Source organism: Janthinobacterium sp. FW305-129 (genome assembly GCF_020858115.1).
Taxonomy (GTDB): domain Bacteria; phylum Pseudomonadota; class Gammaproteobacteria; order Burkholderiales; family Burkholderiaceae_D; genus Janthinobacterium.
In genome coordinates this window covers 1-12,708 of sequence record NZ_JACYMM010000016.1, presented here as the reverse complement: position 1 = coordinate 12,708, position 12,708 = coordinate 1, and the positions used below count along the sequence as shown (strand labels likewise).

The following is a 12,708-nucleotide window of genomic DNA, read 5'->3' as shown; positions in this document are numbered from 1 at the left end:
GTGATGTCAAAGAAAATTATGGCAAAGAACGTTGTTGTCATCGGCACCCAATGGGGCGATGAAGGTAAAGGCAAGATCGTCGATTGGTTGACCGATCACGCCCAAGGCGTGGTGCGCTTCCAGGGCGGCCACAATGCAGGCCACACGCTGGTCATCGGCGGCGTGAAAACCGCGCTGCAGCTGATCCCGTCGGGCATCATGCGTCCAGGCGTTGCCTGCTACATCGGTAACGGCGTAGTCGTTTCCGTGCCGGACGTGCTGCGCGAAATCGACAAGCTCGAAGCGGTCGGCGTCGAAGTCGCCTCGCGCCTGAAAGTGTCGGACGCGGCGCCTGTGATCCTGCCTTACCACACCGCGATCGACCTGGCGCGTGAAGCCAAGCGTGGCGATGCGAAGATCGGCACCACCGGCAAGGGCATCGGCCCGGCCTACGAAGACAAGGTGGCGCGCCGCGCGATCCGTATCGCCGACCTGCTGAACGAGAAGCGCTTTGCCGAAAAGCTGGCCGAAAACCTCGATTACCACAACTTCGTGCTGGAAAACTACCTGAAGGCGCCGAAAGTCGACTATCAGAAGACCCTCGACGACGCGCTGGCCTATGTGCCGCGTCTGCGTCCGATGGTCACCGACGTATCGAGCGCGCTGTACAAGGCGCACAAGGCCGGCGCGAACCTGCTGTTCGAAGGCGCGCAGGGTTCCCTGCTCGACGTCGACCACGGCACCTATCCGTTCGTCACCTCGTCGAACTGCGTGGCCGGCAATGCCGCCGCCGGTTCGGGTGTCGGTCCTGGCATGCTGCACTACATCATGGGCATCACCAAGGCTTACACGACGCGCGTCGGTTCCGGCCCGTTCCCTTCGGAACTGCCAACGGATGCGGGCGTCGGCCACCACCTGGCACAAGTCGGCCATGAATTCGGCACCGTGACGGGCCGTGCCCGCCGCTGCGGCTGGTTCGACGCCGCCTTGCTGCGCCGCTCCGTGCAGATCAACGGCGTGACGGGCATGTGCCTGACCAAGCTGGACGTGCTGGACGGTATCGAAACGCTGAAACTGTGCACCGGCTACACCATCGACGGCGTCGCCACGGACATCTTCCCATCGGGCGCTGAAGAAGCCGCCCGTTGCGTACCGGTGTACGAAGAGATGCCGGGCTGGACGGAAAGCACGGTCGGCGCGAAATCGCTGGCGGCCCTGCCGGCCACGGCGCGCGCTTACATCAAGCGCATCGAAGAACTGGTCGGCGTACCGGTGGACATGGTTTCGACCGGCCCGGATCGTGAAGAAACGATCGTGCTGCGCCACCCATTCGAGTAAGCTGCTGGACACAATCCGCCGCAAGGCGGATTTTTTTAATCACGCTAATAATAAGATTTCACTATCATGACTACCCCACAATCGAACGATCAACATCTCTGGGTCAACTGGGAAGAGTACCACCGCCTGATCGAGCGCCTGGCGCTCAAGGTCTACGAATCGGGCTGGAAATTCGACCAGGTATTGTGCCTGGCGCGCGGCGGCGTGCGTCCCGGCGACGTGTTCTCGCGCATCTTTGATTTGCCGTTGGCCATCCTGTCGACCAGCTCCTACCGCGAAGACGCGGGCACGGTGCGCGGCGACCTCGATATCGCCAAGTACATGACCATGACCAAGGGCCCGCTGGCCGGCCGCATCCTGCTGGTTGACGACCTGGCCGATTCGGGCGTCACGCTGGACAAGGTCACGCGTCACCTGAAGGAAAACTTCCCTGACGTGACCGAAGTCAAATCGGCCGTGATCTGGCTCAAAGGCTGCTCCGTCGTGCGTCCCGACTACTTCCTCGACGAACTGCCGCACAATCCGTGGATCCATCAGCCGTTCGAAGACTACGACGGCCTGCGTCCGCACCAGCTGGCGGCGTGGATCAAGAAGGGCGAAGCAGGCAAGTAATTGCGTGCGCGCTTGCAAAAAAAAGACGATCGTGTATCGTCTTTTTTTTCGTCCAAGGAAATGCGATGACCATACTGACGACGGCGCGCCTGCGCCTGGAACCGATCAACGAGAGCCACTACGAGCGCATGCGCACGCTCAACACCGATCCCGAGGTGATGACTTACCTGAACGCGGGCCAGCCCGAGTCGGAAGAGGTGACGCGCGCGGCCATCGCCCGCACCATGGGCCGCTGGGCCGAATGGGGCTATTCGTGGTGGGCGCTGATACGCCTCGATGACGGTGAGCTGGTGGGCATGGCGTGCCTGCAGCACCTCTCCGGCGACAGGGCCAACCCCCTTGAAATCGGCTGGCGCCTGGCGCGGACCAGCTGGGGCCAGGGCTACGCCAGCGAGGCGGCCAATGCCATCGTCGCGCATGCGTTCGACGTCGTCGGCGCGCCCGAAGTGGTGGCCGTGGCCCATCCCGGCAACGCCGCCTCGATCAAGGTCATGACGCGCCTGGGCATGCAATACGTGGGCATGGAACGCCATTACGATATCGACAGCGTGGTGTACCGCCTGGCGCGTCCATGACGGCGACGCGCAAGCCCTTGAAGCTGGGCTGCAGCTACGGCGTGCGGTTCTCGCCCGATGGCGCGCATCTGGCCGTGCTGGGGCGCGACCTGGTGCTGTGGGACGTGGCGGCGCGCCAGAAGCTGTGGCGCGGCAAATTCATCGCGCACATGTCGGGCATGGCGTTTTCGCCCGACGGTGGCCGGCTGGCCATCAAGAGCACGACGGGCCAGATGGCCGTGGTGGATGCCGAGGCGGGCCAGTTGCTGGTGAACTTCCAGAACAAGAAGGATGGCGAAGGCTGCGGCCCCGCGTGGTCACCCTGCGGCCGGTATCTTGCCGACGGCGGCTGGGATGGCCGCCTGCGCGTGCGCGACGCGCAGACGGGCGAGGTGCTTTTCATGCAGGAGCACCCGGGCCAGATGCTGCGCGCCATGCACACGATCGACGCCATCGATGGCGGGCGGCGTTTGCTGGTTCAGCACGGCGTCAAGTCGGTGGACGAAGGGCAGGTGCAGCCGCCCGACTACTGCAGCGTGTGGGACTGGCCCCTGCAGGCGGGAGGAGGGACGGTGGCGCTGTCGCTGCCGGGCATGATGTCATGTGCGCCGTCGCCGGACGGCGAATTTCTGGCCGTGCTGCACCACACGGGCGGCGCGCAGTATCTGTCGATGTATGCGCTGGCCGATGGGAGCTGTCTGGCCAGGGTGCCGGTGGAGGCGGGCGGCGGCACGGGCGACGCCCTGCACTGGCTACCCGACGGCAGCGCGCTGGGACGCATCGGCAAGGGCAAGCTGCTGTTTTATTGCTGGCCGGGCCTCGACGTGCTGACACAACACGCTTTGATGTATCCCTGCGCGCTGGATTTTTTGCCCGGCTCGCCATTGGCCGCCATCGGCTCCTGGGAATCCGGCATGCTGATGGAGTTGAACATTCACGAGGAAACCGCATGATCACCTGTTATTTGCGCTACATCATCGACCCGTACAAATTGCGGGAATTCGAAGCCTACGGCAAGCTGTGGATACCGCTGGTCGAGCGCTTCGGCGGCCAGCACCACGGCTATTTTTTGCCATCCGAGGGGGCCAGCAACGTGGCGCTGGCCATGTTCTCGTTTCCCAGCCTGGCCCTGTACGAGCAGTACCGCAGCGACTCGATGCAGGACGCCGAATGCCAGGCCGCTTTCCGCTATGCAGAAGAGACGCGCTGCATCGTCAGCTACGAGCGCAGTTTTTTCAGGCCTGTGTTTGCTTGATCTGCCTCAATCGCGCTGCGGCGCGCCCAGGGGGAAGAGGTGGCGGTACGGGCGTGCCTCTTCTACCGCGCGGGCGAACGATGGACGGGCCAGCAGGCGGGCGCGGTAGGCGCGCAGCAGGGGCAAGGTGGCGGGAATCGGCTGCGTCCAGTCCGCATAGAACAGCGATGGGGCAGCGGCGCAGTCGGCCAGGCTGAAGTGGTCGCCGGCGGCCCACGTCCTGCCGGCCAGGTGATTTTCCAGCCAGGCGTAGGCGAGGTTCAGCTTTTCGCCGGCAAACGCGCGGCCTTCACGGGTCTTTGCCGGGTCGCCGGTCAGGGCGGCGCCGACGGCATGCTGCACGGGCGTCATGACGTGCAGGTCGAAATAGCGGTCGAGAAAACGCACGTCCAGCGCCTGCATGGGCTCGTCCGGCAGCAGGCGCAGCGGGCCGGGATGGGCCAGTTGCAGGTATTCGATGATGATGCTGGTCTCGGCGACGTTGCGCTCTCCGTCCACCAGCAGGGGAAACTTGCGCAGCGGCCAGCGCTCCAGCCATTCCTGAAGGTGCCGGGGCATGTCCGGCGCCAGGCAGCGGAAGTCGAAAGGTATGGCGTTTTCGTACAGGGCGATGAGCACCTTCTGCGTGTACGAGGAAAAGGGATGGCCGTAGAGGATCAGCGACACGATGGGATCTCCTGTCATTGCGAAAGGGTTGGCAACACGCGCGTGCAGCAACGATAGTGCAATGACCGTATCAATGCAAGCGCTCCGGGTCATGCTGATGTCGGGCGTGGCATTGCCCGCTCCCCAGTGCCAGGTCTCAATCCTCGGCCTGGAACTCTTTGGCCGAGACGAACAGGTCCCACGAGGCGATGAACAGGGCCGCCACCACGGGGCCGATGACAAAGCCGTTCAGGCCGAACAGGGCCATGCCGCCCACGGTCGACAGCAGCACCACGTAGTCGGGCATCTTGGTATCCTTGCCCACCAGGATGGGGCGCAGCACGTTGTCGACCAGGCCGATGACGAAGACGCCGAAGGCGGCCAGGCCCGCGCCTTGCCAGATGGCGCCCGTGGCCAGGAAGTAGGCGGCCACCGGCGCCCAGACGAGGGCGGCGCCGACGGCCGGCAGCAGCGACAGGAAGGCCATCAGCACGGCCCACAGCAGGGGCGCGGGCACGTCGAGGAACCAGAACGCCAGGCCGCCGAGGGCGCCCTGGGCGATTGCAACGAGGATGTTGCCCTTCACGGTGGCGCGGATCACCGTGGTGAAATTGGTGAACAGGCGCTGCTTGTACTTGCGGCTCAGCGGTACGGCGTTCTTGATGCGGGCCGACAGGGCGGAGCCATCGCGCATGAGGAAAAACAGCAGATACAGCATGATGCACAGGCTGGTGAGAAATTCGAAGGTGTACAGGCCCACATTGATGGCTTTTACTGCCACCACCTGGCTCACCTGCGTTGCACCCTCGGCCAGCTTGTCCTGCAGGCTGGCCAGGCTGGTCAGGTTGAAGCGGTCGAGCAGGTTGATCAGCCATTGCGGCAGCACTGCCATGATTTTATTGAAGAACATGCCGACCGTGATCTCGCCCGAACGTACCATTTCCACGACGCTGGCTGCCTGGTTCACGAGCGACACGGAAATGAGCGACAGCGGCAGGATGACGATGACGATGATCAGCAGCAAGGTCAGCAGCGACGCGAGGGCGGCGCGCCCCTTGGTTTTGGCCAGCAGCCAGCGGTACACGGGCGCGAACAGGATCGCCAGGATGACGCCCCAGAAGATGGCGCCCGCATACGGCGCCAGTATCCAGCCAAAGCCGATGGTAACGATGCTCAAGAGGAGCAAGAACACTTTCTGGTGCAGCGTGAGGGTTTGCATGGGCGGTAGCGCTATGATAGGGGTTGAGTTGGCCCATCATAAGCGAGGCGTGGCGCGCTGCGCCATACAATTGTCGCGCTGCGTGCGCGAGCGCACCTGGCGCGCCGGGGGGGGGCAATGCGCTGGCGGCAATGCCGGCAAGCTGTCGTTCCCCGTGTCCGATCCCCGGCGTCCATCACATTTTCAGGTTGGCAACACGCGCGTGCTGCAACGATAGTGCAATGACCGTATCAGTGCAAGCGAACCTGGCCGTTCGCGCGCGGCCGTTTCGCTTGCAGCCGCACCTTAGCCCAGGCTCGCCAGATAGCGCAGTCCCGTAATGCTGGGGAAAAAGCAATACACGCCGCCACGCGTGATGACGCTGCGCGAGAAATGTTGCAGTTCCGTGTTGCCGCTGCCCTTGGGGCCCACGCCGGGCAAGGTGAAGGAACTGACGGCCGGGTCGTTGACACCCAGAAACACGTCCTGGCCGCTGATGTTGAGCGTGGCATTGCCCGCCTCGGGACCGGCTGGACCGACGGCCGATTTGACGAAAGTATCATCATTGTTCCATTGCTTCATCAGGAATTCGAACTGATTGCGCAGGCTGGCATTGATGAAATAGCCGACCAGGCCGCGCTGCTCTGCGATGGGGGTGGCCGGATCATATTCGCTACCGTAGGGCATGGCGCGCCGCACGATGCGGTGGTGGCGGGCGGAGGCGCCCACGACGGCTTCGTCGCGCGGATTGTTGCGGCGGATATGCGCGCCGATCGGGCATTTCAGGCCCAGCGTGTCATCCAGTTCCGGTTGCCCATCGACATAGTGAAAGCGGTTCAGGCTGGCGTCCGGCAGCACGGGGCCGGCCTCGTCCGGCCTGAGCACGAGCGGATTGCCATTGCGCCAGCGCCCGCACATCTTGGCGGCCACCATTTCGGTGCTGAGCCCGGAACTGGCCGCGCCCTGGCTCAGGATGCTGTCGAACAGGGGCACGTCCTGCTCCAGGATGCGGAAGGCGGCATAGCTGCCATTGGTGGACAGCTGCGGCGGCTGCACCTGGTAGGTGCCGCCGTTCTCATTCTGATAGCCGAGCAGGAATTCCCCCGTCATGACGCTGTTGAGCGGATCAGGGTCATGCTCGCGCTTGCGCTGCGGGGCGCCATCGACGTCCGGCTGGGCGATGCTGTCGCGGTAGCCGAAATGCACGCGGTTGCCTGGCAGGGCCACGCCATCATGCGCATACAGTTCACGCCAGCCGGCGGCAAAGGCGCGGCGTAGCTTGACCGAGGTCGCCTGCAGCACTTCCGCCGATTCGCTGACCCATAGGCTCAGCAGCGCATGCACCTGGCCGGCCTCGGTCGCCGGTCCCAGGTTGCCGAGCCAGTGTTCGGGGGCGCTGTCGCCCACGTCGCCCACGGCTTTCACGCTGGCCGGGTCGGCGGCGCCCCGTTGAAATGCCTGGTCAAAGGTGGCCAGGTCGGTCGCGGCAACGCCCAGCGCCGACAGGCCGGGAGCGGTAAAGCTGAGGTTCAGGAAGCAGGGCGGCTTAGGGTGGATATGGCGCGCGGTGGTAATGGATGGCAGGCCGTCGCTGCCGTCGAGCAGGGCCGTGATGATGCGCCGTGCCTGCGCCGCATCCGTGATGCTGAAGATGAAATGGCGCGCCAGGTTGACGCGGTAGCCGCGCAAGATCGTGCCTTGCACGTCGTCGTAATCGATGGTGGGATCGGCCATGCTGTCTCCGGGGGCTGGGGTGGTGGCTGGCAGGGTGGTGGGGCCGCTTGCGCAGCCCCGGCGTGGTGTTCGGTTCAGACCGAGGCGAGGATTTTCTGGACGGTCTGCGGATAGGCGCTATACAGGCCGGTATTGGGCACGTGCTGCGCGGCGTCGTTGGCCGTGATGAAGGCCTCAAATGCGGTCACGTGCGTGGCAACGGGCATCAGCGCCTTGCCACCCACGACAAACTGCAGCAGTGCGTCGAATACGTCGCCAAGCTGGTCCACGAAATCTTCGATGTAGTCGTTGAAGCTGCCGTCATACTCGGTGATCACGCCGATGATCAGGGTATCGGAAGTACCCGTCGATTGAAGGTTGGGCAGCAGATTGGGCTGGGAGCGGTCGAACAGGGTGAAGCGGGCAAAGTGCACGGTACCGATATCGGTGAGGGCGGCATTGATCTTCGCCTGGTATTCCACCAATGTTGCGGCGATGGCGGTCGGATTGGTGCCGGGTAGTACCGGCATCATTAAGCACAGTGGATTTGCCATGGGAGGCTCCTCATTACGTGGTTGTCGGGACGACCGACACTACGCCGTGGCGCCAACTGCGTCAAAAACTATATTTTTACACTTGTTGCTAAATACGCACTATTGCATCATGATAATGATGTGAAATGCGGTCTCATGTGGATAGTTGCTGAGGCTGCTTGACGCCGGTCTGCGCTCTGCTGCCAGGCAGTGCCGGCCTGTTTCTGGAAGCGCAAGTGGCACCGCTGGCGGCGCCAGGTTCCGGGGCTGTTATTTTGGCATGAGGGGACGGCGCCTCGCTTTCTGCGCCCTAGAACCGTATCGGACAAGGTGCCGCAGTCCCTTCGCCAAAACCGGCATAGCCGGACCGTGCGCTGAGGTTCAGCGTCATGTTGCCCTTGTCCGGCATGTAGATGCAATATTCTCCGGTCGCCGTGATGATGCGGTAAATGCGCTTGGGGTCGTTCGGCGCGCTCCACAATTCGATGCGGGCCGCTTCGAACCACTTCGGCTTGACCGCCGCATGCGCTTCCGCAAAGCCTTTCGCCAGGCGCGTCTGCGCCGTATCGGGCGGCGCTACAAATTCCTGCGGATGCTCGGCGCGCAGCTGGCGGTCGATGGCGCCGGCCGCTTGCAGGGCCCGTTGCGCCAGGGTGAGGGCGCCAGCCTTGGGCGCGTCTGGCGGCTGTTCTGGCGGCGTGGTGGCAGGCGTTGCCTTGGGTGGCGATGTGGCTATTGCCGGATCGGCAGGAAGCGCCTGCGGGCGTGGCGGCGCAGGCTCAGGCTCGACAGGCGCAACGAATCCCCGTGGCGCTGGCAATGGCGGCATCAGCTGCAGCCAGACGCGCTCATCGTGCTCCACGCTCCTGTGGACTGGCCGCATGACCGCCCAGAGCAAGGCCAGGTGCAAGACGGCAACGGCTGCGACGGCCCAGCCTTGACGGCGCGGGCGGAAAGCCAGGCGGTGCTGCGCAGGGACGGTGCTCATCTGTTCATGTTTCCCAGGAGTAAGATGGCACTAGTATGCAAATTTGCAACAGTACTGTAAACAGCTTTCGCAAAGTATGCAGCCGGCGCTCCCCGAGGTGCCGGAAAACGCGCCCGCGCGGTGATTTTGTCAAGCTGTCCTATCCGGCCTCAGGCCATCGTCGACAGGAAGTGCGGCGCGTGGACTTCGAATGCCTGCGCACGCGGATCGTCGAGCTGCCGGGACTCAATGGGGATGGCGTCGGCAGCTGGCTGGTGCTGGGCGAAGCGCCCGGCCGTTTATTTGCCCAGGATCGACGCCACGTTGTCGGTGCCGGGCGCGCCGAACAGCTGCTGCTTGAGGACATGCAGCTGGTCGCGCACCTGCGCCGCCTTTTCGAACTCCAGGTTCTTGGCGTGGTCGACCATCAGCTTTTCCAGGCGCTTGATTTCCTTGCTCACCTGCTTTTCGCTCATGGCTTCGAACTTCGCCGCTTCCTGCGCCACTTGCAGCGTTTCGCGCGCTTCCTGCGGGCTGTAGACGCCGTCGATCATTTCGCGGATCGATTTTTTCACGCCGATCGGCACGATGTTGTTGGCCGTATTGAAAGCGATCTGCTTGGCGCGGCGGCGTTCCGTTTCATCGATGGCGCGGCGCATGGAGTCCGTGATGCGGTCGCCGTACAGGATCGCCGTGCCATTCAGGTTGCGCGCGGCGCGGCCGATGGTCTGGATCAGGCTGCGCTCGGAACGCAAAAAGCCTTCCTTGTCCGCGTCGAGGATGGCGACCAGCGACACTTCCGGCAAGTCCAGGCCCTCGCGCAGCAGGTTGATCCCCACCAGCACGTCGAAGGTGCCCAGGCGCAGGTCGCGCAGGATTTCCACGCGCTCCACCGTCTCGATATCGCTGTGCAGATAGCGCACCTTGATGCCATGGTCGCCCAGGTATTCCGTCAATTGCTCCGACATGCGCTTGGTTAAAGTCGTCACCAGCACGCGCTCGTCCTTCTTGATGCGCTCGACGATTTCCGACATCAGGTCGTCCACCTGGCTGCTGGCGGGGCGCACGATGATCTGCGGGTCGACCAGGCCCGTGGGGCGCACCACCTGTTCGACCACCTGGTCGGAGTGGTTCTTTTCGTAGTCTGCCGGGGTGGCCGAGACGAACACGGTCTGGCGCATCTTCTGTTCGAATTCCTCGAATTTCAAGGGCCGGTTGTCGAGCGCGGACGGCAGGCGGAAGCCGTAGTCGACCAGGTTGGTCTTGCGCGAGCGGTCGCCGTTGTACATGGCGCTCAGCTGGCCCGTCAGCACGTGCGACTCGTCGAGGAACATCAGGGCGTCGGGCGGCAGATAATCGACCAGCGTTGGCGGCGGTTCGCCCGGCAGCGCGCCGCTCAAATGGCGCGAATAGTTCTCGATACCCTTGGTGAAACCGATTTCCGCCATCATTTCCAGGTCGAAGCGCGTGCGCTGTTCCAGCCGCTGTTCCTCGATCAGCTTATTCTCCTTGCGGAAGAACTCCAGACGCTCGCGCAGCTCGTCCTTGATGGTTTCGACGGCGCGCAGCACGGTGGAGCGCGGCGTCACATAGTGCGAACCCGGGTACACGGTGAAGCGGGGGATTTTTTGCCGCACGCGGCCCGTCAGCGGGTCGAACAGCTGGATCGACTCGATCTCATCGTCGAACATTTCCAGGCGCACGGCCAGTTCCGCATGCTCGGCGGGGAAGATGTCGATGGTGTCGCCGCGCACGCGGAAGGTGCCGCGGCCGAAATCGACCTCGTTGCGCGTGTACTGCATCTGGATCAGGCGCGCAATGACGTCGCGCTGGGCGACCCTGTCCTTCACGCGCAGGGTCAGGATCATCTGGTGGTATTCGTTCGGATTGCCGATACCGTAGATGGCCGAGACGGTGGCGACGATGATGACGTCGCGCCGCTCCATCAGCGACTTGGTGCACGACAGGCGCATCTGCTCGATATGTTCGTTGATCGACGAATCCTTTTCGATGAACAGGTCGCGCTGCGGCACGTAGGCTTCGGGCTGGTAGTAATCGTAGTAGCTGACGAAGTATTCGACGGCGTTTTGCGGGAAAAAGTCGCGGAACTCGCTGTACAGCTGCGCCGCCAGGGTCTTGTTCGGCGCGAAGACGATGGCGGGCCGGCCCATGCGCGCGATGACGTTGGCCATGGTGTAAGTCTTGCCCGAACCGGTCACGCCCAGCAGGGTCTGGAAGGCCAGCCCGTCGGCAATCCCCTCGGATAACTGGGCGATCGCCGTGGGCTGATCGCCGGCCGGAGGGAAGGGCTGGTGCAGCTTGAAGGGGGAGTCCGGGAAAGAGATAATTGCGCTTTCCGCCTCGCTGGCGGTAGATAATTCGGGCATGTGAATCAGACCTTTGTTAGAATAGTGCTCTGCTGGCGGCCCTGGCGTTGTATTTTGGGGCGCTGTCTACAACTCCGCTGTGAACCTGCTTCCAATCGAATCCAATCTTATCATGACGAACCCAACTGTTTCTGCCAGTCTGTTTAGCGCCATCGAGATGGCCCCACGCGACCCGATCCTGGGCATCACCGAAGCATTTAACGCGGACCAGAATCCCGCCAAAATCAATCTGGGCGTTGGCGTCTATTATGACGACAACGGCAAGGTGCCTCTGTTAGCTTGCGTACGCAAGGCGGAAGCCATCCTGATCGAACAGGCTGCGCCACGCACCTATCTGCCGATCGAAGGCCTGGCTGCCTACGACAAGGCGGTGCAGGAACTCGTATTTGGCGCCGACAGCGCCGTAATTCAAGAGCGCCGCGCCGTCACCGTGCAAGCCATCGGCGGCACGGGCGCACTGAAGATCGGTGCCGACTTCCTGCAGCGCTTCGCGCCGGGTGCCCAGGTCTACATCAGCGACCCGAGCTGGGAAAACCACCGCGCGCTGTTCGAAAACGCCGGTTTCGTCGTGAATAACTACACGTACTACGATGCCGCCACCCATGGCGTGAACTTTGACGGCATGCTGGCCAGCCTGAACGCCATGCCAGCCGGTTCCATCGTCGTGCTGCACGCTTGCTGCCACAACCCGACCGGCGCCGACCTGAGTGTGGCCCAGTGGGATCAGATCATCGCCGTCGTCACCGCGCGCGGCCTGGTGCCGTTCCTGGACATGGCTTATCAAGGTTTCGCCAACGGCATCGCCGAAGACGGCGCCGTGGTGCGCCGCTTTGCCGACGCGGGCGGCCCGCTGCTGGTGTCGAACTCGTTCTCGAAATCGTTCTCGCTGTACGGCGAGCGCGTGGGCGCCCTGAGCGTCGTCGCCGCCAGCGCCGATGAAGCTGCCCGTCTGCTGTCGCAGCTGAAGCGCGTCGTGCGCACCAACTACTCGAACCCGCCAGTCCATGGCGGCAAGGTGGTCGCCACCGTCCTGGCCACGCCGGAACTGCGCCAGCTGTGGGAAGAAGAACTGGCCGGCATGCGCGTGCGCATCCGCGAAATGCGCAATGCCTTCGTGGAAAAACTGAAAGCCAAGGCGCCAGGCCACGACTTCGAATTCGTGCGCCAGCAAATCGGCATGTTCTCGTACTCCGGTCTCACCAAGGAGCAGGTGGCGTCGCTGCGCGAGCAGTCGATCTACGCCGTCGACACGGGCCGTATCTGCGTGGCAGCATTGAATTCGCGCAATATCGACATCGTTATTGACGCGATCGCCAAAGTGCTTTAAGATCTTGCTTCTTCGGCGCTGCATGCAAGTGCGGCGCTGATGGCAGTAGAAAGTCGGCGATGGCCGTGTTTGTGATGATGCAGTATCAGTCTTGCAAATATGAAACAAGCGACATATAATATTGCCTCTTTTCCCTGATAGCTCAGTTGGTAGAGCGACGGACTGTTAATCCGCAGGTCCCTGGTTCGAGTCCAGGTCGG

At 63.2% G+C, this 12,708-nt stretch carries 12 protein-coding genes; 6 read left to right on the top strand and 6 right to left on the bottom strand.

All coding sequences use genetic code 11. The features are described from left to right. The first annotated feature begins 3 nt into the window (after positions 1-3). The 5 genes from IGS61_RS25515 to IGS61_RS25495 all read left to right on the top strand — a co-directional run bounded on the left by IGS61_RS25515 (position 4) and on the right by IGS61_RS25495 (position 3,738). Positions 4-1,317 (top strand): adenylosuccinate synthase, encoded by a 1,314-nt coding sequence (locus tag IGS61_RS25515; protein ID WP_034752021.1) that lies wholly within the window; start codon positions 4-6, stop codon positions 1,315-1,317. A gap of 66 nt (positions 1,318-1,383) precedes the next feature. Beyond that, a complete protein-coding gene (locus IGS61_RS25510; protein ID WP_034752020.1) occupies positions 1,384-1,929 on the top strand; it encodes a phosphoribosyltransferase in 546 nt (181 codons plus the stop codon). Positions 1,930-1,994: 65 nt separating this feature from the next. Beyond that, positions 1,995-2,504 carry a GNAT family N-acetyltransferase gene (locus tag IGS61_RS25505; RefSeq protein ID WP_230542153.1) on the top strand — a complete coding sequence of 170 codons (510 nt, stop codon included), beginning with the start codon at positions 1,995-1,997 and terminating at the stop codon, positions 2,502-2,504. Beyond that, entirely contained in the window at positions 2,501-3,436 is a 936-nt protein-coding gene (locus IGS61_RS25500) for a WD40 repeat domain-containing protein (RefSeq protein WP_230542152.1), read from the top strand. The genes IGS61_RS25505 and IGS61_RS25500 overlap by 4 nt, the downstream gene beginning before the upstream one ends. Continuing rightward, positions 3,433-3,738: an NIPSNAP family protein gene (locus IGS61_RS25495; protein WP_034752016.1), complete on the top strand. Its 306-nt coding sequence runs from the start codon at positions 3,433-3,435 to the stop codon at positions 3,736-3,738. The genes IGS61_RS25500 and IGS61_RS25495 overlap by 4 nt, the downstream gene beginning before the upstream one ends. 6 nt (positions 3,739-3,744) lie before the next feature. Here the strand turns inward: IGS61_RS25495 and IGS61_RS25490 are convergent, their stop codons facing one another. The 6 genes from IGS61_RS25490 to uvrB all read right to left on the bottom strand — a co-directional run bounded on the left by IGS61_RS25490 (position 3,745) and on the right by uvrB (position 11,181). After that, a complete protein-coding gene (locus IGS61_RS25490; protein ID WP_230542151.1) occupies positions 3,745-4,404 on the bottom strand; it encodes a glutathione S-transferase family protein in 660 nt (219 codons plus the stop codon). 136 nt (positions 4,405-4,540) lie between these two features. Continuing rightward, positions 4,541-5,602, bottom strand: a complete 1,062-nt coding sequence (locus IGS61_RS25485) for an AI-2E family transporter (protein ID WP_230542150.1) — start codon at positions 5,600-5,602, stop codon at positions 4,541-4,543. Between the two features lie 285 nt (positions 5,603-5,887). Beyond that, the gene (locus tag IGS61_RS25480; protein ID WP_230542149.1) at positions 5,888-7,315 is read right to left on the bottom strand and encodes a Dyp-type peroxidase; all 1,428 of its coding nucleotides are present in this window, start codon (positions 7,313-7,315) and stop codon (positions 5,888-5,890) included. Positions 7,316-7,389: 74 nt separating this feature from the next. Next, entirely contained in the window at positions 7,390-7,848 is a 459-nt protein-coding gene (locus IGS61_RS25475; protein ID WP_230542148.1) for a hypothetical protein, read from the bottom strand. Between the two features lie 289 nt (positions 7,849-8,137). Continuing rightward, positions 8,138-8,815: a hypothetical protein gene (locus IGS61_RS25470; RefSeq protein ID WP_230542147.1), complete on the bottom strand. Its 678-nt coding sequence runs from the start codon at positions 8,813-8,815 to the stop codon at positions 8,138-8,140. Positions 8,816-9,093: 278 nt separating this feature from the next. Further along, positions 9,094-11,181, bottom strand: a complete 2,088-nt coding sequence (uvrB, locus tag IGS61_RS25465) for an excinuclease ABC subunit UvrB (protein WP_230542146.1) — start codon at positions 11,179-11,181, stop codon at positions 9,094-9,096. A gap of 112 nt (positions 11,182-11,293) precedes the next feature. On the opposite strand from uvrB, the gene IGS61_RS25460 reads away from it, so the two are divergent. Beyond that, positions 11,294-12,508 carry an amino acid aminotransferase gene (locus IGS61_RS25460; RefSeq protein ID WP_230542145.1) on the top strand — a complete coding sequence of 405 codons (1,215 nt, stop codon included), beginning with the start codon at positions 11,294-11,296 and terminating at the stop codon, positions 12,506-12,508. Positions 12,509-12,708 lie beyond the last annotated feature (200 nt).